The sequence below is a fragment of the Polaribacter sp. genome (genome assembly GCF_039939415.1).
Classification (GTDB): Bacteria; Bacteroidota; Bacteroidia; order Flavobacteriales; family Flavobacteriaceae; genus Polaribacter.
On sequence record NZ_JBDVJE010000018.1, the window covers coordinates 14,669 to 38,353 of the forward strand.

Here is a 23,685-nt window from a genome sequence, read left to right on the forward strand (position 1 = left end):
TTAAAATTTGATATCAAGACCTACTGTAAATGTTCTAACATTAGGGTAAGCAGCTACCGTATTTGTAGCATCACCTCCTACTGATGTTACATCTGGATCATATCCGTTTGTTTCTGGATCTGCACCTTTATAAGGAGTTATTATAAAAAGGTTTTGCCCATCAAGTCTTAAAGAAGTACTTGTTAAATGTTTTCCAAACCATTTATTAGGTAGTTTATATGATAACGAAACATTACTTAAACGAATAAACCATGCATCTTGTAAGAAGAAATCTCCAGTTCCATATTGAGAATATCCAAAATGAGAACCAGGTCTTGTAGTAGATGGATTTTCTGGTGTCCATCTGTTACGCACATTTATTAATGAATTATTTCCTGTTATATGATCAATTTGTACACCATAGGCTACATCAGTTTCATCTACTATTTTTCTTCCAAACATCCCGTTTAAATGAAAATTTAATTGAAAGCTTTTATATGTAATCGTATTACTAAAACCTGCAAGAAAATCAGGATCTGAAGACCCAAGTAACACAGTATCTGCTTCATCAATTTGCCCATCTGGAGCACCTGTTCTTTGAAAAAAACCATTTTCGTCAACAACTGGGTTTCCTAAATTATCTCTTTCAAAACCATTTACATCTTTTATTTTTATTTGTCCTGGAAATAGATCTCCCTGTGCAGGAACCTCTTCTCCTATTTGCATAATACCATCTGATAAGTATGTAAATTGTGCATTGATAGGATCATCTACACTTTGATAAACATTTGGTTTCCAGTCAGGAGCTCTTTCTTTCCATCTATCATTATAAGTAGAATATGTTAATGTACTTTTCCATGTAAAGTTTTCTTTTTGAATATTAGTCGTATTTAAAGTAACTTCTAAACCTTTACTTTGCGTTTTACCAACGTTTGCCCAAACAGAACTGATTTCATGATATGAATTGATCGGTTTTAGAGCTATAAGGTCTGATATTTCTTTATTAAATACTTCTATTGAACCTGAAATTCTATTATTTAAAAAACCGAAATCTAATCCTATATTTGTTTCTGTTGTTGTTTCCCATTTTAAATCTGGATTTTCTAATCTTGAAGGAAAAACCCCTGTTAATATAGTTTCATCTGGGCCTAACCAAGCCGCATACGCTTCATATGCTCCTTTAGAGTTAGCATTAAAAGAAGCGTTTCCTGTTTGTCCGTGACCAATTCTTAATTTAAGTTGAGATATTTTATCACTTATATTTTCCATAAAAGGCTCATCCGCAATATTCCATCCTAAGGCAATTGAAGGAAAGACTCCAAATTTATTGTTTGTAGAAAAACGTCCAGATCCATCTCTACGAAGAGTAGATGTTAATATATATCTGTCTTTAAACACATAATTTGCTCTACCAAAAAAGGAAACAAATTCATTTTGAGATTTTGATGAGTTTGATGAAATTTTAAGAGAACCAGCCCCCATATTGTGCCATAAAAATGCATCTGTAAGAAAATTACTATTTATGGTTGAATTACCTGTCTCTTCGAATTGTTGATGAGAATACCCCGCTAATAAATTTATTTTATGATCATTTCCAATAGTTTTTGAATAATTTACCGTTAAATCAAATAATTTATCATTCTTAAAATTATTAGCTATTGAAGCTCTTCCATTTTCTCTTTCACCCCATAATGTTGTTCTTGGTAAATATGTATTTCTACGATCAACCCCTTTATCTATACCTCCTTGTGCTCTCACGGTAAGGCCACTTATGGGTTTTACTTCTACATAAAAATTAGCAAGTGTTCTGTCTGTTATCCCTTTATCTGTTATTGTTAACAAAGAATAAGGGTTAGGTGCGGTAGCATTTGTTGGGTTAATTGGGTAATTTCCATACTCATCAATAGCTTCGATAAGCGGGCTGAATTGTAATGCTGATCTAATTAAACCAGAGTTTTCAAAAGCTTGACCACCTAGTTGTGTAAAATCATTGTTTATTCTACTCATTGTTAGATTCATTCCAAAACTAACACGATCATTAAATTTATGATCAATATTTAGCCTTAAAGAACTCCTTTCAAATGTTGAGTTTTTCATAATTCCCTTATGCTCATAAAGGTTACCTGATAAATAATATCTTGTAGATTCTGTACCACCTCTTAAAGATATATTGTGTTGTTGCATCATACCATCTCTAGTAACTAAGTCAAACCAATTAGTACCTGCACCAGCATTATTAATTTGGTCGTCAGAATAAAATCTACTAAACCCAACTCCAGCTGCTGGGTTAGCAACTGCTTCCTCTAGAGTTCTACTAGGTACACTTCCATCACTACTACTATATGGAGCAACTCTATTTAAAAATGCCCATCTTTCAAAAGCAGCTTCATTTCTTGACTGCATATACTCTTTAGCATCTAATATTTCGTAATTATCTTCATAGCTTTGAAAAGATACTGATGTAGAATAATCTACACTAACCTTACCTGATTTACCTTTTTTTGTTGTTATTATTACAACTCCATTTGCCGCTCTCGCTCCGTAGATTGCTGTAGAACTTGCGTCTTTTAAGACTTCTATAGACTCAATATCATTTGGGTTAAATGAATTTAAAACTCCTTGTGTACCTCCACTATATCTATTACCGTCTGAAGCTGGTGTAAAATCTGATATCGGAAAACCATCTACAACATATAAAGGAGTATTTGAAGCGTTTATTGATGCAGAACCACGAATCTGAATATCTAATCCACCTCCTGGTTGCGCACTATTCTGTGTTATTTGTAAACCAGCAGCTTTCCCTTGTAATACATGACCAACTGATGGTGATGATGATAATATTAAGTCGTCACCTTTAACCTGAGAAATAGCTCCAACTAAATCTCTTTTTCTTTGTGTACCATAACCAACTATAATCACTTCATCTAAAGCTGTATTATCTGCTAAAAGCGTAATATTAATTTTAGATTTCCCTTCAATTTTCGCTTCCTGTGAAGTAAACCCTAAATAGCTAAAAATAAGTACTTCAACTCCTTTAGGAACTGAAATTCTATAAAGACCATCAAAATCTGTATCAGTTCCAATTGTTGTACCTTTTAATTGAACAGAAGCTCCAGGAAGTGGAGTACCATCTTCTCCTATAACTTTACCGGTTACTATTATTTCCTGCATGTCATCATTCTCTATTTCTAAAGAATTATTAGAGTTCAACGAATATGTATTCGCATTAATTTGTGAAAAAGAAATTAACATTATTAATAATGTTAATTTAACCTTTAAATCAAATTTAAATTCATTACTCTCTAAGTTGAGTAGTACTTTGAATTTTTTCATATTATTGTGTGATTTAATGAATTAGTAATTAATTGATGTTGCTTTACCTTACTGGAAAATGTTATTACAATTTTCAGTTTTTAAGTTAATTATTGAGATAGTTATTTTTTTTTCATACTTTATATTTAGGTTAATTTTGTTATTGAATAGATTGAAAATATTATTGTTTAAATTATTTCTTTAATTACCTGAATAAACTTAACAGCTAAATCATCTGCTAATTTTTGTGATTTTGCTTCTGTATAAATTCTAATAATTGGTTCTGTATTAGATTTACGAAGGTGAATCCATTCCTCTTCAAAATCAATCTTTACCCCATCAATAGTATTTACATCTTCGTTTGAAAATCTAGAAGCAATTGTTTCTAAAATAGTATCTACCTCAATTTCTGGAGTTAACTGAATTTTATTCTTGCTCATAAAATAACTTGGGTACGAATCTCTTAACTCTTTACAAGACAATTTTTGATTTGCTAAATGCGATAAAAATAAAGCTACCCCCACCAATGAATCACGTCCATAATGTGAAGCAGGATAAATAATCCCGCCATTTCCTTCTCCACCAATTACAGTATTGGTTTCTTTCATTTTAATTACCACATTTACTTCACCAACTGCAGATGCAGTGTAAATTCCTCCATGTTTTCGAGTAATATCTTTTAATGCTCTAGAAGATGATAAGTTAGAAACAGTATTTCCACCACCTAAACGTCCTAAAATGTAATCTGCACAAGCAACTAATGTATATTCTTCTCCAAACATAGAACCATCTTCAGAAACTAATGCGAGTCTATCTACATCTGGGTCTACAACAATTCCGAAATCTGCTTTTTCTTTTACTACTAATTCAGAAATATCTGTTAAGTGCTCTTTTAAAGGTTCTGGATTATGAGGAAACACTCCATTTGGAGTACAATATAACTCAATGCACTCTACATTTAATTCTTTTAATAAAGCTGGAATAAAAATTCCTCCAGTAGAATTCACTCCATCTACAACTACTTTAAAATTTGCGCTTTTAATTGCTTCAACATCTACTAAATCTAGATTTAAAACTTCTTCAATATGCTTTTCTAAATAAGAACTATTTTCTACATAACTTCCTAAATCATCAACTTCTGCAAAATAAAAATCTTCATTTTCAGCTAATTCAAGAATTTTTTCTCCTTCTACTCCGTTTAAAAATTCTCCCTTTTCATTTAACAACTTTAAAGCATTCCACTGTTTTGGATTGTGGGAAGCTGTTAAAATAATACCTCCATTTGCATTTTCTAAAGGAACAGCAATTTCAACAGTAGGTGTTGTTGATAAACCTAAATCAATAACATTTATTCCTAAACCTACTAATGTATTTGCCACTAAACTAGAAATCATTTTACCAGAAATACGAGCATCTCTACCAATAACAATCTTAATTTCAGATTCCCCTATATTTCTTTTTTTGATAAAAGCACCATAAGCAGCAGCAAACTTCACCGTATCAATTGGTGTTAAATTATCAGCAGTTTTTCCGCCAATTGTACCTCTTATTCCTGAAATTGATTTTATTAATGTCATTTCTTATCTTTACTTAATTTCTAAAAATTCCATCTTACAAAAGCCTCCATTGCAGCGTAATGCGATAAGCCTAATTGATCATATAATTCTGCTGTTTCCCTATTTCTATCTTCTGCTCTTTGCCAAAACTCTCTACTGTCTGTTCCTTGGAAGACAACTCCATCTTTTTGAGATTGGTGTTTAAAAATACCTTTTCGTTTTTCTAATACTTGGTCAGGTCCCATTGGCACAGCCATTTCAATCTCATCAATCCCCCATTCTTGCCATGCACCTCTGTATAACCAAACCCAACACTCTTTCATAAAGGTTTTTGGTTTTAGTTCTTTTACAGCAGCAAAAATGGCATCTAAACAAACTTTATGTGTCCCATGAGGATCTGCTAAATCTCCTGCAGCAAAAATTTGATGCGGTTTAATTTTTTCAATTAAATCAGATGTAATTTGCACATCTCCAATACCTATTGGATTCTTTTTTATAGCGCCTGTTTCATAAAAAGGGAGTTCCATAAAATGGATTTGATCATCTGGTAATCCTATAAAATGACAAGCAGCTCTTGCTTCTCCTTTTCGTATCAATCCTTTAATAAACCTTACTTCAGGGCTATCTATTTCGCTTGATTTTTTATTTTGAAGAAACTTCTTTGCTTTTTTATAAATTATTAAAGCTTCTTTATTTTCGATTCCAAATTTTTGATTGTAATCACATACAAAACTGGCAAAACGTAAAGCTTCATCATCAGCTACTGCAATATTCCCAGAGGTTTGATACCCAATATGAACCTCATGTCCTTGCTCATGTAATCTTTTAAAAGTCCCCCCCATACTAATAATATCATCATCTGGGTGTGGGCTAAAAATTAAGACTCGTTTCTTAGTAGGTTCTGCTCTTTCTGGTCTTTTACTATCATCTGAATTTGGTTTTCCTCCAGGCCATCCAGTGATTGTATTTTGTAGTTTGTTAAAAATTTTAATATTAATATCATAAGCAGGTCCAGCATCTGCTAATAAATCACTCATTCCGTTTTCAATATAATCTGCATCGGTTAGCATTAAAATTGGTTTCTTTAAATGAAGCGCCAAACTTAAAACTGCTTTTCTAATCAATTGATCTGTCCAAACAATTTTTTCTACCAACCAAGGAGTATTGATTCTTGTTAATTTTGATGCCGCTGCTTTATCTAAAATAAAAGTAGCGTTTCTATGTTCTTGCAAGTAAGAAGCAGGAACAAAACTAGTAACTTCATCCTCTACAGAAGCTTTAATAATGCTCGATTTACTTTCTCCCCAAGCCATTAAAATGACTCTTTTTGCTTCCATTATTTTTTTTACACCTAAAGTAATAGCTGTTCTAGGAGTATTTTCTAAACCAGAAAAATCTCCACTTGCAGCCACTCTTGTAATATGATCTAAAGCAACCAACCTTGTTTTTGAATTTTGAAGTGACCCAGATTCGTTAAAACCAATATGTCCATTTCCTCCAATACCTAAAATCTGTAAATCGATACCACCCAAAGCTTCAATCTTAGCTTCATATTGATCACAATAATCTCTGATAGAAGCTTTTGACAAAGTTCCATCTGGAACATGACAGTTTTCTGGTAAAATATCAATGTGATTGAACAGTTGCTCTTGCATAAAACGAACATAACTATTTACAGAATCTGGTTCCATTGGATAGTATTCATCTAAATTAAATGATACTACATTTTTAAAGCTTAAACCTTCTTCTTTATGCAAACGCACCAATTCGGCATACAAACCTTTAGGAGAAGAACCAGTCGCTAAACCTAATATGCATGGTTGTTTTTGAGATTGTTTTACTTTAATTAAGCTCGCAATTTCTTTTGCAATTCCTTTTGATGCTGATGTTGAATTATCATAAACTATAGTCCCGATATTTTCAAAACGCTTTTCGAAACCTGTTGCTTTGTCTATATTACTTTTTAACATAATGTATTATTCGTCTCTATTAAACTTATTTTTATTTACTCCAATTCTTAATTCTATGTCCCCATATTGCAAAAAACAGAATGATAACATAACAAGGTATTAACACCCAATAACTACTTGTAGAAGCTGTTGCAATTGCATCTACTTCTTGTAATCCATTTGTAATTAATTCTTGTTTATTCGCATCTACAATTCTACCGTATAAAGGAGGTATAATAGCACCTCCTGAAATTGCCATAATTAAAAGTGCCGATGCAGTTTTTGTGAATTTGCCTAATCCTTCTAAAGTTAAAGGCCAAATTGCTGGCCAAACCAATGCGTTTGCTATTCCTAAGGCTGCAACAAATAAAATGGAAGTAAAACCTGTAGTATTAATGATGCAAAAACTAAAAACAATTCCTAAAATAGCACTGATAATTAAGGCTGTTTTTTGTTGTACATATTTTGGTATTAAGAAAACACCCAAAGCATAAGTAGCAACCATTGCTAATAAAGTATAAGTGGTAAAATACTTTGCTTCCTCACCTGTAAATCCAAGTGATATTCCATAAGAAATGATTGTATCTCCTGCAATTACTTCTGCGCCTACATAAACAAATAAAGCTAGAACTCCTAACCATAAATTTGGGAATTGGAAAATACTTGTTTTAACTGTTTTTCCTTCTACTGTTTCTTCAGACTCATCTGCTTCTACATGAGGCAATGGTGCTTTTCTTATTAAAATCCCCAAAACAAATAATACAATTGCCATTACTAAATAAGGCATAAAAACACTATCAGCCATGGTATCTAAAAGCACATTCTTTTCTTGTAAAGTAGCACTGCTTAACTTTTCTTTTGTTTGGTCAATACCTGACAATAGTAATGCTCCAAAAATTAAAGAACCTAAAGCACCCGCTGTTTTATTAGCAATTCCCATAATTGCAATACGCTTTGCACCACTTTCTATAGGTCCCAAAATGGTAATATAGGGATTGGCTGCAGTTTGTAAAATTGTCATTCCAACTCCTTGAATGAAGATTCCAGTTAGAAAAACCCAGTAAGTTCGGGCTTCTGCAGCTGGAATAAAAACCAAAGCACCTAGGGCCATAATTATTAATCCTAAAGACATTCCTTTCTTATAACCTATTTTATTTAAAATATATGAAGCTGGCAGCGCCATAACTACAAACGAAATATAAGATGCAGATGCAACTAGATAAGATTGCGCGTCTGTAAGCTCATTAATAGTTTTCATAAACGGAATTAATGCTCCATTAATCCATGTAACAAAACCAAAAATGAAAAATAGACTTGCAATAATTATAATTGCTGTGGTATTATTTTTTTGTTGCATAATTTTTGAATTATTGAGATTTTAATTGATTTTGATAAAACGCTATTGTTTCTTCTAAAGCTTCATCTAATGTGTATTTAGGAGTAAAACCAAGCTCTTTAAATTTGGTTACATCTGCCTTAGAGTGTTTTATATCTCCAGACCTTTCTTCTAAAAATTTTATTTCTGATTTAGAATTCGTAAGTTTTATAATTCTCTTTGCCAAATCAAGAATAGAAGTACTGTTTCCTAAAGCCACATTGAAGGTTCCATTTCCTTTTTTTGAAGCTAAAACATTAGCTCTTACCACATCTTTTACATATATAAAATCTCTGGTTTGCAATCCATCTCCATATATTGTAATAGGCTCGTTTTTTAACGCTTTATTTATAAATATAGGTACAGCTGCTGCGTATGCTGATTTCGGATCTTGTCTTGGACCAAAAACATTAAAATATCTAAGAGATGAAGTTTGGAGATTGTATTGATCTAAATACATTTTTAAATAAAACTCACCATCTAATTTAGTAATAGAATATGGTGTCATTGGTTCTGGTACCATCGTTTCTACTTTTGGTAAAACAGGATTATCTCCATAATTAGCAGCGGACGTAGACAATACAACTTTACAATTTATATTTTCTTTTACAGCCTCTAAAACATTTATCGTTCCGTTAGCATTAATATCTATACATTCTTTTACTTTAAGTAAAGACTCAGGAACACTAACTAAAGCTGCCAAATGAAATATACAATCTGTGTGTTTTGCTAATTCACTTAATAAGTCAGCATCTCTAATATCTCCATTTACAAAATTCACATTTAGACCGTCTAAATTTTTTTCAAACCCAGTTCTTAAACTATCGAGTATGGTAACTTCATTTCCTTTTTCAGATAGATATTCTGCAATATGACTACCTATAAAACCAGCTCCTCCAGTAATTAAATACTTTTTCATCTATATTGTGTTTGTTAACTTTTGCGAAAAACTTTCTATCAATTTAAATTGATTTTTAGCTCTGTCTAAATTATGTTCTGGGTAATCTGTTTTATAATAAATGTCATTATTTAAATAATCTGTTAAAAAACGAAGCCCCATAATAAAAATCATTGTTTTTACTGCTAAAGGCAAATATTTTAATTCTATCTCTGATAGAGAATCTTTTGTTTGTTCTAAAAAACCTTTTTTATAAGCTTCATAATAATCTATATTAAACTCAACTTTAGTTAAGTCTTTTTCATCTTCTGCTGCAGCATTGCAAATTGTTCTAATTGCATCTCCAAAATCGTAATGGATAATTCCAGGCATTATAGTATCTGTATCTATCATACAAACACTTTTATTCTCTTTATTAAAAAGCGAGTTAGATATTTTAGTATCATTATGTGTTACTCTTACCGGAATCTCCCCTGCTTCTTTTAACTGTTGAAGAATGTGCATTTCCTCTTTTAAACCAGCAACTATTTTCGTGTATTCTGTTGCTTTTAGTAACCTAATCTTAGAAGCACTCTGGAGTGATGATGCGTATTGCCTGTAGCGAAAAGACATATCATGAAAATTAGGAATAACATCTACTAATTTCCTACTATCAAAATCTGAAGTAAGATTTAAAAATTGACCTAAAAGCTTACCTCCTTCATAAGCAATTTCTTTATCTTTTACGATTTCATGTGTAACACTATTTTCTATATAAATCATCATATTCCAAAAATTCTCTCCATTTTTATAATAATAATGGTCGGTATTTTTAGATTTCACAAAACACAACACTTTGCTCGTTAAATCTTCGTTTGATAGATGACTGAATTTTGATTTTAAATGATTACTAATTAATACTTTATTATTAATTAAGCCTGGCACATTTTTAAAAACATTATGATTTATTCTTTGTAGAACAAAGTTTTTACCAGATATGGTCTTTACTAAAAACGTATCATTTATGTGTCCAGAATTTAATTCTGAATAACTTAAATATTTTGATTTATGATCGAACTCGTTAAAAATAGATTTTAAAATTTCTGCGTTCATTTTAGTTCCATAATTTTGTTGGATAAACTCCGTTTTCTTTTAGCCTATTGATCTCTTTTTGCGCAATTTCTTTGTCTTCACTATATGTTACACCAAACCATTTTGCATCCGATTGTAAAATTTTTACAGAAGCTTTTTCTGAGCTAAGCATTTTATTTACAATTGTTGGCAAATAAAATTCTGCTTTTAAGTTTTCTTTATTTTTCTCTAAAAAATCTAAAAATAGTTCACCTCCAAATTCAAAACATTTTGGGGTAAAGCCCCAAAAATTCATAGAAACGATTGTTTTTGGATCAATAGGATGCATTTCTCCATTCTCATTTTCACTTTTTAAATCGCCATCAATTTCCTCAATTCTTATCCTTTCTGTTACATCTGTTAAAAAACCACCTTTATTAACAGTACATTCACCTCTAGAGACATAGCCATTTTCTGATACTGTATTTTTTAAAGAGTAGGCAACCATACTAAAATTGTAACTATTAGTATCTGTATTCTTTAATTGTTTTGCAATCACTTCAAAAGCTTTTCTACTATAAAAATCATCTGCATTTATAATTGCAAAATTTCCTTTTATAACATCTTTAGTCATTAATAAAGCATGACCTGTTCCCCACGGTTTTACCCTACTTTTATTTATATATTCTTTAGGTACATTTTCTAATTCCTGATATACATAATCCACTTCTACTTTACCTGCTAATTTTTTATTAAAGATCATTTTGAATTCATTTTCAAAACTTTTTCGAATAATAAAAACAACTTTTTCAAATCCAGCTTGAATTGCATCAAAAAGTGAAAAATCAATAATAGTATCTCCTTCAGGAGTAAATGTGTCCATTTGCTTCAACCCTCCATATCGACTCCCCATTCCTGCTGCCAAAATAACTAATGTAAGTTTATTGTTTTTCATTATAACCAATTGATTTAAAGTTAATTAAAGTAACGTGCTAATATATAAGTTAAATATATCTTCAACAAAAATATCTTTTTTTATTAGTTCTAGCAAGGATTATCATAAAAAATGTGCTCGAACACATAATATTTTTTTGAAGAGAATAGATTTTTTATGATGAATTTAACTGGCAATAAGTATTTAAATTGTGCTCGAGCACAATTTATTAAAACTAATACTTTATATTTGCATCAATGAAAACACCCACTATTAAAGACATTGCAGAATTAGCTGGCGTATCTAAAGGAACTGTAGATAGAGTAATTCATAAAAGAGGAAAAGTTTCTACAAAAGCGTTAGAAAAAGTTAATGAAGTTTTAAAAGAAATAAATTACAGGCCTAACTTATTAGCAAGAAGCTTAAAAAAAACAAAAGAATATCATATTTGTGTAGTTTTGCCAGATTTTAATGATGACCCTTTTTGGACTCCTTGTAACGAAGGTGTAAATGAAGGTATTAATGAGTTTACTTCTTTTGGTATATTTATAGAACCCTTTTTTTTTAACCCAACGGATATTCAATCCTTTATAGAAGTAAATAAAAAGGTTTTAGAACTTTCACCCGATGCCGTTTTATTAGCCCCTTTGTTCTATAAAGAAACCTTGAAAATCGTTTCTGATTATGTGTCTAAAAATATTATTGTTAGTAAATTTAACAATCAATTAGAAATTGAAAGTACTAAGAATTTTGTAGGTCAAGATTTATTTAAAAGTGGAAGAATTGCTGCAAGTTTAATGAAAATGCTGATTTCTAAGAATAGAACAATAGCTATCATTCATATAGATGAAGATTTTAATAACGCAATTCATATGCAAGAAAAAGAGAAAGGGTTTAGAAATTATTTTAATAATGCAAAAAATTCTAATTCTAAAATAGAAACTTATAACTTTAATCAAAATGATCTTCCAGAGAAACTAGAAACTCTATTTAAAACCAATTTAAATATAGAGGGTATTTTTGTTACGACCTCTAAAGTCTATCAAATTGCAGAAATTATAAAAAGCAAAAAAATAGAAAATAAGAAAGTAATTGGATATGATTTATTAAATAAAAATATTGAATATTTGAAAGATGGTATTATTAACTTTTTAATTCATCAAAACCCTAAAAAACAAGTGTACTTGGGACTAACATATTTGGTCGAATATTTTCTTTTTGATAAAAAAATACCAAAAAAAAGCTTACTACCTATAGATATTATTACTTCAGAAAATATAGAAACATATACAAATATCTTGTAACCTTTACTAAAGAAGCTTCAACTAAAAGTAACTTATTTTCAGCTATTAAATTTTAATTAAATCATTTTAAAATGAAAATTTACAAAGTAAAATACCTCAAAAAGAGTAGCGAGAATTTGATAAAAGATAATCCTAAAAAATGGAAAAAAGCAAATACATTAATTGATTTCTATTCACCTTGGGACAGTAAACCTATAAAAAAGATAGAATTCAAAGCTGTACATAATAATGAAAAAATCTTTTTCCGCTTTAAAGTAGATGATAAAGACACTTATACCCATCCATCACGTGATAAAAATGAAAGTATCAATACCTCCGATAGAGTTGAATTATTTTTTAGAACTAATCAAAGTTTAAACCCCTATTATTGTCTTGAAATAGATACAACTTCAAGAATTATGGATTTTAAAGCGTATCCTAATAAAAAATTTGATTTTAATTGGAATTGGCCATCTGAACATATAGGTGTCAAATCGACAAAAAAAGACACTTATTTTGTTGTAGAAATTACAATTTCTATTCAATCTCTAAAAGAACTTTCTCTCTTAAATGGTAATTTTATAGAAACAGGTATTTATAGAGCAAAATACATTAAAGAAAAAAGTGATACATATATACCAACATGGATAACTTGGGTAGACCCAACAACTCCTGAGCCAAATTTTCACACGCAAAATTCTTTTGGACTTTTAGAGTTAGAAGATTTTATCAAAAATGTTTAAGATAACATCAAAAATATTGGAGTTGATAAAAAACCCAAACTCTTAGCAAAAAAATGAGTCACCATTTCTGATTGCTCTTTGTAGTAGCGGGAACGGAACTCGAACAAGTGATTTCCGGGTTACAACATCAAGCAAATCACTCATTTACTGAACCTTAATACTTATAATTAATAAATAACAAATTAAACCAAATTTGAGCTCACTTAAAAAAACACAAAAGTGCCCCCTAATTGGGGCTCAACACAAAAAGTTGTGGAGTAAATTAAAAAGCATGAACTTTACAGTCTAATAAACCTCTATTTTGGACACTTCAATTGAGCTTACAAAACTATTATTACCAGAAATTCTTGTTGACTATTTTAAACTAACAAAACACGAAGTTAAAAATAGAGAACTTCATTTCCATTTCACAGAACTAAATACGATTCCTGCAGAATTTAAAACCCTTAAGTTAAGTTCTAAAGGCTTTTTTCCTGAGGCTAACGTACAAGATTTTCCAATACGTGGTAAAAATGTTTTTCTACATGTTATTAGACGGCGTTGAATTGAAGAAAATTCTAAAAAAGTAGTTACAAGAGATTGGCAATTAGTAGTAAAAGGCACTAGGATTACAAGTAAATTTGCTGCTTTTTAAAACAGATCAGTCAGTAATAATGCTGTTAGCACAAGTATTGTAGCTAATTTTTACTGAGTAAACCCTAGAAATCTACAAAGACAATACAAAGATTATTTAAGTGAATTTAAACACTAGAATCAAAAGCCACATGCAAAACAATGGTTATTGTTTCCTAAAAATATTGGAACATACCTTTCTATAGATGAAACCGCTTTTTCCAATGGAGATTTATATACAATTCTTACCAATAAAAAAGCAAAGAGAAACAAAGGAGCGTTAATTGCTATGGTTAAAGGAACTAAAGCAGAAACTGTTATTAAAATACTTCATAAAATCTCTTTAAAACAACGTAAAAAAGTAAAAGAAATAACACTAGATATGGCAGGAAATATGGGGCTAATCGTTAAAAAACATTTCCACAAGCTACCCAAGTTATAGATAGATTTCATGTACAGAAATTAGCATTAGATGCGCTGCAAGAAATTAGGATTAAACATCGTTGGGAGGCTTTAGACACAGAAAATAACGCTATAGAAAATGCTAGAAATAAATCATTAAAATATACTCCAAAACTATTTAAAAATGGAAATACACTCAAGCAACTATTGGCAAGAAGTAGATATTTACTTTACAAACAGAATAATAAATGGGCTGAAAAACAACACAAAAGAGCTGAAATACTTTTTGAAAAATATCCTGATATAGAAAAAGGGTACAAATTATGTCAAAATTTATCATGGATATACAATCAAACAAAAGATAAAAATGCTGCACCAATTAGACTCGCTAAATGGGATGAAAAAGTCAGACAAGCAGCGTTTAAAAGTTTTAATAGTATCGCTAGAACAATGCCTTTACATTATAAAAATATTCTAAACTATTTTGATAACAGAAGTACAAATACTGCTGCGGAATCATTCAATGCTAAAATTAAAGCTTTTAGAACACAATTTAGAAGGGAGCAGAAACGTAGAATTCTTCCTCTTTAGACTAACTAATATTTTTGCCTAACTTTAAAATCCCACAACTTTTAGTATTGACCCAAAAAAACCTCACAATCTTATTGTGAGGTTTTGCGGAGAAAGAGGGATTCGAACCCCCGGACCTGTTACAGTCAACAGTTTTCAAGACTGCCGCATTCGACCACTCTGCCATTTCTCCAGAAGTCTAATCAGGTATTCCCTGAATGCGGATGCAAATATATAAACCTTTTTTTATTCTGTAAAACAAAAAAACAATTATTTTTCATCTTTTTTGAATATCGTTTTGTTTTTCATACATCTACCTAATAATCAAGCACAATAAGCTAAATATAATTTTTAGAAATCATCACTTTAGTTTATAATTTAAGATTTCTTGAACTGTAGTTTATTATATTTGTTGTCTTAAATTAAATATTATAATTATGTCGTTTAATTCTTTTGGAAATTTATTAAAAGTAACTACTTATGGAGAATCTCACGGAACTGCAATTGGTGGTGTTATTGATGGGTTTCCTGCAGGTTTAAAAGTTGATTTTGATGCTATTCAAATTGAATTAGATAGACGTAAACCTGGTCAATCGAAAATTGTAACTCAAAGAAAAGAACCAGATACTGTAGAATTTCATTCTGGAATTTTTGAAGGTGTTACAACTGGTACTTCTATTGGTTTTGTTATTAAAAACACAAATCAGAAATCTAAAGATTACAATCATAATACAAATATTTACAGACCTTCTCATGCTGATTATACTTATGATAAAAAATATGGAATAAGAGACTATAGAGGTGGTGGAAGAAGTTCTGCTCGTGAAACTGCCAATTGGGTAGTTGCTGGTGCTTTGGCTAAGCAATTAATAGCAAGTATGAATATTAATGCTTTTACTTCTTCTGTTGGTGATATATTTTTAGACAAACCTTATCAAGAGTTAGATTTTTCTAAAACTGAATCTAACATCGTTCGTTGTCCTGATGAAGTTTCAGCAGAAAAAATGATTACTAGAATTCAAGAAATTAGAAAAGCTGGTGATACAATTGGTGGTACTGTTACCTGTGTCGCTCAAAACGTACCTGTTGGCTTAGGAGAACCCATTTTTCATAAACTACATGCACAATTAGGTAGCGCAATGTTATCTATTAATGCTGTAAAAGGTTTTGAATTTGGTAGCGGATTTTGTGGAGCAAAAATGAAAGGAACAGAACACAACGATATTTTTAATGCTGATGGTTCTACTCAATCTAATCTTTCAGGAGGTATTCAGGGAGGAATTAGTAACGGAATGGACATATACTTTAGAGTAGCTTTTAAACCAGTTGCTACCATTATGAGTAATCAACAAACTATTAATTCGGAATTCGAATTAACAGAAATAACTGGTAAAGGACGTCATGATCCTTGTGTAGTACCAAGAGCTGTACCAATAGTAGAAGCTATGACTGCTTTAGTTTTAGCAGATTATTGGTTATTAAACAGAACAAGAACAGTATAAATAAAAAAAGCGAAACTTAAAAGTTTCGCTTTTTTTATTTATATTAATTATGCTTGACCTGTTGGCCCAAAATTCATTGGAATTGGTGGAGTTTCATAATCTTTGATTTCTCCATGTTGTTGTTCAAACTTTCTAACATTATCTGCCAAAGCCTGTGTTAATCTTTTTGCATGTTGCGGAGTTAAAATTATTCTAGACTTTACTTTTGCCTTAGGAACTCCAGGCATAATATTAATAAAGTCTACTATAAACTCTGACATAGAATGATTTATAATTGCCAAATTAGAATAGGTTCCTTCTGCAATTTCTTGATCTAATTCTATATTTATTTGTCCGTCTTTGTTTTGATTTTCTTCCATAAAAATATTTAAAAAAAAAGCCTCTAAAAAAATTAGAGGCCTTTGTTATGAATTAAAAACTTTGTTCTATTTCGTCTTTAGGACCTACAATTACTTTATCATATGATCTCATACCTGTACCTGCTGGAATTTTCTTACCAACAATTACATTTTCTTTTAATCCTTCTAAAGTATCTACTTTACCACTAACAGCTGCCTCGTTTAATACTTTTGTAGTTTCTTGGAAAGAAGCTGCAGAAATAAACGATTTTGTTTGTAAAGAAGCTCTTGTAATACCTTGTAAAACTTGTTCTGCAGTTGCTGGTTTAGCATCTCTAGCTTCAACTAAGTTTTGATCATTTCTTCTTAATAAAGAATTTTCATCTCTTAATTGACGTGCAGAAATAATTTGACCTGCAACTAAGTTTTCTGAATCTCCAGCATTTTCAACAACTTTCATTCCGTAAATTGCGTCATTATCTTTTATAAAGTCAATTTTATGAATTAATTGATTCTCTAAAAATAAAGTATCTCCAGAATCAATAATTTTAACTTTACGCATCATTTGACGAACAACAACTTCAAAATGCTTGTCATTAATTTTTACCCCTTGTAAACGATATACTTCTTGAATTTCATTTACTAAGTATTCTTGTACAGCAGATGGTCCTTTAATTCTTAAAATATCTGAAGGAGTTGTAGCTCCATCTGATAAAGGCATACCTGCTTTAATAAAGTCATTTTCTTGAACTAAAATTTGGTTAGATAGTTTAACTAAATATTTTCTAATATCTCCTGTTTTAGATTCCACGATAATTTCTCTATTACCACGCTTAATTTTCCCGAAAGAAACAACACCATCAATTTCTGAAACTACAGATGGGTTAGAAGGGTTACGTGCTTCAAATAATTCTGTTACACGAGGTAAACCTCCAGTAATATCTCCAGCCTTACCAGATTTTCTTGGTATTTTAACTAAAGTATGTCCAGATTCTACTTTATCTCCATCATTAACCATTAAGTGTGCACCTACTGGTAAACTATAAGAACGTAAAGCGTTTCCTTCATTGTCTTCTATAATTAAAGAAGCAATAATTTTCTTATTCTTAGAATCAGTCATTACTTTTTCTTGGAAACCAGTTTGTTCATCAATTTCTACAGAGTAGTTAATACCTTGTTCTAAATTATCAAACTTCACTTTACCTTCAAATTCAGAAACAATTACACCGTTAAATGGATCCCACTGCACAATAACATCTCCTTTTTTAATCGATTTTCTTTCTTTATCAAAAATAATAGAACCGTAAGGTATAATGTTTGTACTTTGAGTAATTCCTGTTTTTTTATCTACAATTTTAATCTCTGCAGTTCTAGATATTACTATATCAACTTTATTACCATCATTGTCTTTACCAACAACTGTACGTAAATCATCAATTACAACTTTACCATCGAATTTAGCGATTAATTTATTTTCCTCAGATATATTACCTGCTACCCCACCAACGTGGAAAGTACGTAACGTTAACTGTGTACCAGGCTCTCCAATTGATTGTGCTGCAATAACCCCTACTGCTTCACCAATTTGAACTTTACCTAATGTAGATAAACTTTGTCCATAACATTTTGCACAGATACCTTTAGAAGATTCACAAGTTAATGCAGATCTAACTTCTATACTATCTATTCCTGATTTCTCTACAGCTAAAGCTAATTGAGAAGTAATAGATTGATTTGCTTCTAAAAGAAGTTCATCTGTAACTGGATGATAAACATTGTTTAAAGAAATTCTTCCTTCAATTCTGTCTGATAAAGATTCTACAATCTCATCATTTTTCTTTAACGGAGCAACTTCTAAACCTCTTAATGTTCCACAATCTTCTTCGTTAATAATAACGTCTTGAGAAACATCTACTAATCTACGTGTTAAGTAACCAGCATCTGCCGTTTTTAAAGCAGTATCTGCAAGTCCTTTACGTGCACCGTGAGTAGAGATAAAGTATTCAAGAATTGATAATCCTTCCTTAAAATTAGAAAGAATTGGATTCTCAATAATTTCTCCACCCCCTGCAGTAGATTTTTTAGGTTTTGCCATTAATCCACGCATACCTGTTAATTGACGAATTTGCTCTTTAGAACCCCTTGCACCAGAATCAAGCATCATGTATACTGAGTTGAAACCTTGTTGATCTTCACGTAAACGTTTCATAGATAATTCAGTTAAATCGTTATTGGTTCTACCCCAAATATCAATTACCTGATTGTAACGCTCTTTTTGCGTTAACATACCCATGTTATAGTTAGATACAATTACATCCACCTCTTTATTGGCTTCATCAATCATACCTTGTTTTTCTTTAGGAATAATAATATCCCCTAATGAGAATGATAATCCACCTTGGAAGGCAAATTTATATCCCATGTTTTTTATTTCATCTAAGAATGCTCCTGTTGTAGGAATATCTGTAGCTTTTAAAATACCGCCGATAATTCCACGTAAGTTTTTCTTAGTTAATACTTCATTAATATAACCAGCAGCAGCAGGAACTTTTTCATTAAATAAAACTCTACCAACAGTAGTTTTAATAATTTTTGTTACTTGCTCTCCATTCTCGTCTATATCTTGAGTTCTTACTTTAATCCCAGCATTTAAGTCTACCATTTCTTCGTTAAAAGCAATAGTTACTTCTTCTGGTGAATAAAAAGTTAATCCTTCTCCTTTAATTGGTACTTCTGGAGTAGAAATTCTCTCTTTGGTCATATAGTATAAACCTAGTACCATATCCTGAGAAGGTACCGTTACTGGCGCACCATTTGCAGGATTTAAAATATTATGAGAAGCTAACATTAATAGTTGTGCTTCTAAAATAGCTTCTGGTCCTAATGGTAAGTGAACCGCCATTTGATCCCCATCAAAATCCGCATTAAATGCAGAACATGCTAATGGGTGTAATTGTATTGCTTTTCCTTCAATTAATTTTGGTTGGAAAGCTTGAATACCTAGTCTGTGTAAAGTAGGAGCTCTGTTTAATAAAACTGGATGCCCTTTAATTACATTTTCTAAAATATCCCAAACAACTGGTTCTTTTCTGTCTATTATTTTCTTAGCAGATTTTACAGTTTTTACAATTCCTCTTTCAATTAACTTTCTAATTACAAAAGGCTTGTAAAGTTCTGCTGCCATATCTTTTGGCAATCCACATTCAGACAATTTCATTTCTGGTCCAACAACAATTACAGAACGTGCAGAATAATCAACACGCTTTCCTAATAAGTTTTGACGGAAACGACCTTGCTTACCTTTTAATGAATCTGATAAAGATTTTAAAGGTCTGTTAGATTCTGTTTTTACTGCAGATGATTTACGTGTGTTATCAAATAATGAATCTACAGATTCTTGTAACATACGTTTTTCATTACGTAAAATAACTTCAGGAGCTTTTATTTCTACCAATCTTTTTAAACGATTGTTTCTAATAATAACTCTTCTATATAAATCATTTAAATCTGAAGTAGCAAAACGACCTCCATCTAATGGAACTAATGGTCTCAATTCTGGTGGAATTACCGGAACTGCTTTCATTATCATCCATTCTGGATTATTTTCTCTATTCTTCTGAGAATCTCTAAATGCTTCAACAACATTTAAACGTTTTAATGCTTCAGTTTTACGTTGTTTAGAAGTTTCAGTGTTTGCTTTATGTCTTAATTCAAAAGATAGGGCATCTAAATCTATACGAGCTAATAAATCAATTAAACACTCTGCTCCCATTTTAGCGATAAACTTGTTTGGGTCAGAATCATCTAAGTATTGATTGTCTTGTGGTAACTCGTCTGCAATATCTAAATATTCTTCTTCAGTTAAGAAATCCATTTTTTGTAATGGCTCTCCTTCTACATTTTTTGCAATACCTGGTTGAATTACTACGTATCTTTCGTAGTAAATAATCATATCTAACTTTTTAGACGGTAAACCTAAAAGGTATCCCATTTTGTTAGGTAATGATCTAAAGTACCAAATGTGAGCTACAGGAACAACCAAGTTGATATGTCCTACTCTATCTCTACGTACTTTCTTTTCTGTTACTTCTACACCACATCTATCACAAACGATACCTTTGTAGCGAATTCTTTTGTACTTTCCACAAGCACACTCATAATCCTTAACAGGACCAAAAATACGCTCACAAAATAAACCATCTCTTTCTGGTTTATGTGTACGGTAATTTATTGTTTCTGGTTTTAAAACTTCACCTTTAGAAACTTCTAAAATAGCTTCTGGTGATGATAAACCAATTGAGATTTTATTAAACTTTTTTACAGTGTACTTCTCTTGTTTTCTTGCCATGTTGATGGATTCGAATTAAAATTGTAAAAATGGTCTCAATGAGACTTATAAATAAATGATTACAAGAAGTAGGTTTATATCTACTTCTTGTATCAATTTTTGTTATTCTTCTAATCTAACGTCTAAACCTAAACCTTTAAGTTCGTGCATTAATACGTTAAATGATTCTGGTAAACCAGGTTCTGGCATAGTTTCTCCTTTAACAATACTTTCGTATGTTTTAGCTCTACCCATAACATCATCTGATTTTACGGTTAAAATTTCTCTTAAGATACTTGATGCTCCATATGCTTCTAGTGCCCAAACTTCCATCTCTCCAAAACGTTGACCCCCAAATTGTGCTTTACCTCCTAATGGTTGTTGTGTTATTAATGAGTAAGGACCTATAGAACGTGCATGCATTTTATCTTCAATCATGTGTCCTAACTTAATCATATAAATGATACCAACTGTTGCTGGTTGATCGAAACGTTTACCTGTTCCACCATCATATAAATAAGTATGTCCAAATCTTGGTACACCCGCTTTGTCAGTAATTCCATTAATCTGATCTAAAGATGCTCCATCAAAAATTGGTGTTGCATATTTAGTTCCTAATTTTTCTCCTGCCCAACCAAGAACAGTTTCATAAATTTGACCAATGTTCATACGAGAAGGTACTCCTAATGGATTTAATACAATATCTACTGGAGTTCCGTCTTCTAAGAAAGGCATATCTTCTGCTCTTACAATACGAGCAACAATACCTTTATTTCCGTGACGACCAGCCATTTTATCACCAACTTTTAATTTACGTTTCTTTGCAATGTAAATTTTAGCTAATTTTAAAATTCCTGCTGGTAACTCATCTCCTACAGAGATTGTAAATTTTTGACGACGTAAAGAACCTTGTAAATCATTTACTTTAATTTTGTAGTTGTGAACTAATTCACCTACTAAACTATTTAAATCTTTGTCAGTTGTCCAAGATCCTGTTAAGTGAACATAATCATCAACAGAGTTTAACATTTTAAGTGTGTACTTTTTACCTTTTGGTAAAACTTCTTCTCCTAAATCATTAAACACTCCTTGAGATGTTTTCCCACTAATAAGTGTAAACAATTTTTCGATTAAAACATCTTTTAAACTTTCAAATCTACCAACAAAAGAAGCTTCTAAAGTAGCTACTGCTTCTTTATCTCTTAATCTTTTATTTTTATCTTTTACAGCTCTTCTAAATAATTTTTTATCAATTACTACACCTCTTAAAGATGGAGAAGCTTTTAAAGATGCATCTTTTACATCTCCTGCTTTATCACCAAAAATAGCGCGTAATAATTTTTCTTCTGGAGTTGGATCTGATTCTCCTTTTGGTGTTATCTTACCTATTAAGATATCACCAGGATTCACTTCTGCTCCAATTCTAATCATTCCGTTCTCATCTAAGTCTTTCGTAGCTTCTTCAGAAACGTTTGGAATATCATTAGTTAACTCTTCAGTCCCTAATTTTGTATCTCTAACATCTAAAGAATACTCATCAATATGAATAGATGTAAATATATCTTCACGAACAACTTTTTCAGAAATTACAATTGCATCTTCAAAGTTATACCCTTTCCAAGGCATAAAGGCAACTTTCATATTTCTTCCTAAAGCTAATTCTCCTTTTTGTGTTGCATAACCTTCACAAAGGACTTGCCCCTCTTCAACTCTATCACCTCTTTCTACAATTGGTTTAAGGTTGATGTTTGTTCCTTGATTAGTTTTTCTAAATTTAATTAAATTGTAAGAAACTTCATCAGAATCAAAACTAACTAGCTGTTCTTCTTCATTTCTATCATACTTAATAGTAATTTTATTTGCATCTACATAAGTAACTTCACCAGCTCCTTCTGCATTGATTAAAATACGAGAATCTTTAGCAACTCTACGTTCTAAACCTGTACCTACAATTGGAGATTCTGGTCTTAATAGCGGAACTGCCTGACGCATCATGTTAGATCCCATTAAGGCTCTATTGGCATCATCATGTTCTAAGAAAGGAATTAAAGATGCTGAGATAGAAGCAATTTGATTTGGAGCAACATCCATGTAATCAATTACATCTGGAGTAACCACTGGAAAATCTCCTTCTTCTCGAGCAATAACTCTATCTAAAACAATACTACCATCTTCTTTTAATTCTAAATTAGATTGAGCAATTTTCTTACCTTCTTCTTCTTCAGCACTTAAATAAATTGGTTCTTCTGTAGCAACAACACCATTATCTACCTTTCTATAAGGAGTTTCAATGAAACCTAAATTGTTCACTTTTGCAAAAACAGAAAGTGAAGAGATTAAACCAATATTTGGTCCCTCTGGAGTTTCAATTGGACATAAACGACCATAGTGAGTATAGTGAACATCACGCACCTCAAATCCTGCTCTTTCTCTTGATAAACCACCAGGTCCAAGTGCAGATAATCTACGCTTGTGAGTAATCTCTGCTAATGGATTTGTTTGATCCATAAACTGAGATAATTGGTTGGTACCAAAGAATGAGTTAATTACAGATGATAATGTTTTAGCATTAATTAAATCGATTGGTGTAAAAACCTCGTTATCACGTACATTCATACGCTCACGAATAGTTCTTGCCATACGTGCTAAACCAACACCAAACTGACCTGCTAACTGTTCTCCAACAGTTCTTACACGTCTATTAGATAAGTGATCAATATCATCAACTTCTGCTTTAGAGTTGATTAACTCAATTAAATATTTAATAATAGTTATTATATCTAATTTTGTTAATACTTTTTGATCAATAGGTTCATTTAACTGAAGTTTGGTATGCATTCTAAAACGACCTACTT

At 31.1% G+C, this 23,685-nt stretch carries 14 protein-coding genes, 1 tRNA gene and 1 pseudogene; 5 read left to right on the forward strand and 11 right to left on the reverse strand.

The features are described 5' to 3' along the window. The 7 genes from ABJG40_RS03495 to ABJG40_RS03525 form a co-directional block, all read right to left on the reverse strand. The gene (locus tag ABJG40_RS03495) at positions 1-3,312 is read right to left on the reverse strand and encodes a TonB-dependent receptor (RefSeq protein ID WP_348023198.1); all 3,312 of its coding nucleotides are present in this window, start codon (positions 3,310-3,312) and stop codon (positions 1-3) included. A gap of 167 nt (positions 3,313-3,479) precedes the next feature. Next, entirely contained in the window at positions 3,480-4,868 is a 1,389-nt protein-coding gene (gene glmM, locus ABJG40_RS03500; protein WP_348023199.1) for a phosphoglucosamine mutase, read from the reverse strand. 20 nt (positions 4,869-4,888) lie between these two features. Beyond that, positions 4,889-6,817 carry a glucosamine-6-phosphate deaminase gene (gene nagB, locus ABJG40_RS03505; RefSeq protein ID WP_348023200.1) on the reverse strand — a complete coding sequence of 643 codons (1,929 nt, stop codon included), beginning with the start codon at positions 6,815-6,817 and terminating at the stop codon, positions 4,889-4,891. Positions 6,818-6,848: 31 nt separating this feature from the next. Next, a complete protein-coding gene (locus ABJG40_RS03510) occupies positions 6,849-8,153 on the reverse strand; it encodes a sugar MFS transporter (RefSeq protein ID WP_348023201.1) in 1,305 nt (434 codons plus the stop codon). A gap of 10 nt (positions 8,154-8,163) precedes the next feature. Continuing rightward, positions 8,164-9,090 (reverse strand): NAD-dependent epimerase/dehydratase family protein, encoded by a 927-nt coding sequence (locus ABJG40_RS03515; RefSeq protein WP_348023202.1) that lies wholly within the window; start codon positions 9,088-9,090, stop codon positions 8,164-8,166. Then, the gene (locus tag ABJG40_RS03520) at positions 9,091-10,161 is read right to left on the reverse strand and encodes a phosphotransferase (RefSeq protein ID WP_348023203.1); all 1,071 of its coding nucleotides are present in this window, start codon (positions 10,159-10,161) and stop codon (positions 9,091-9,093) included. Between the two features lies 1 nt (position 10,162). Continuing rightward, positions 10,163-11,074, reverse strand: coding sequence for a sugar phosphate nucleotidyltransferase (locus ABJG40_RS03525; RefSeq protein WP_348023204.1), 912 nt, complete (start codon positions 11,072-11,074; stop codon positions 10,163-10,165). 236 nt (positions 11,075-11,310) lie between these two features. On the opposite strand from ABJG40_RS03525, the gene ABJG40_RS03530 reads away from it, so the two are divergent. From ABJG40_RS03530 to ABJG40_RS03545, 4 genes and pseudogenes are all read left to right on the forward strand, one after another. Continuing rightward, positions 11,311-12,357 carry a LacI family DNA-binding transcriptional regulator gene (locus tag ABJG40_RS03530; protein WP_348023205.1) on the forward strand — a complete coding sequence of 349 codons (1,047 nt, stop codon included), beginning with the start codon at positions 11,311-11,313 and terminating at the stop codon, positions 12,355-12,357. A 71-nt stretch (positions 12,358-12,428) separates the two neighbouring features. Beyond that, positions 12,429-13,079, forward strand: a complete 651-nt coding sequence (locus ABJG40_RS03535; protein WP_348023206.1) for a sugar-binding protein — start codon at positions 12,429-12,431, stop codon at positions 13,077-13,079. Between the two features lie 301 nt (positions 13,080-13,380). Continuing rightward, positions 13,381-13,623 (forward strand): transposase, encoded by a 243-nt coding sequence (locus tag ABJG40_RS03540; RefSeq protein ID WP_348023207.1) that lies wholly within the window; start codon positions 13,381-13,383, stop codon positions 13,621-13,623. A 237-nt stretch (positions 13,624-13,860) separates the two neighbouring features. Further along, positions 13,861-14,684, forward strand: a pseudogene (locus ABJG40_RS03545) (transposase). A gap of 87 nt (positions 14,685-14,771) precedes the next feature. Here the strand turns inward: ABJG40_RS03545 and ABJG40_RS03550 are convergent. After that, positions 14,772-14,856, reverse strand: a tRNA-Ser gene (locus ABJG40_RS03550). Between the two features lie 244 nt (positions 14,857-15,100). On the opposite strand from ABJG40_RS03550, the gene aroC reads away from it, so the two are divergent. Next, the gene (gene aroC, locus ABJG40_RS03555) at positions 15,101-16,165 is read left to right on the forward strand and encodes a chorismate synthase (RefSeq protein WP_348023208.1); all 1,065 of its coding nucleotides are present in this window, start codon (positions 15,101-15,103) and stop codon (positions 16,163-16,165) included. 47 nt (positions 16,166-16,212) lie between these two features. Here the strand turns inward: aroC and ABJG40_RS03560 are convergent, their stop codons facing one another. The 3 genes from ABJG40_RS03560 to rpoB form a co-directional block, all read right to left on the reverse strand. Continuing rightward, positions 16,213-16,524 (reverse strand): DUF3467 domain-containing protein, encoded by a 312-nt coding sequence (locus ABJG40_RS03560; protein WP_249981047.1) that lies wholly within the window; start codon positions 16,522-16,524, stop codon positions 16,213-16,215. Positions 16,525-16,576: 52 nt separating this feature from the next. After that, positions 16,577-20,851, reverse strand: coding sequence for a DNA-directed RNA polymerase subunit beta' (gene rpoC, locus ABJG40_RS03565; RefSeq protein ID WP_348023209.1), 4,275 nt, complete (start codon positions 20,849-20,851; stop codon positions 16,577-16,579). 102 nt (positions 20,852-20,953) lie between these two features. Continuing rightward, positions 20,954-23,685: DNA-directed RNA polymerase subunit beta (gene rpoB / locus ABJG40_RS03570; RefSeq protein WP_348023210.1), on the reverse strand; the 2,732-nt coding region annotated here is incomplete at its 5' end.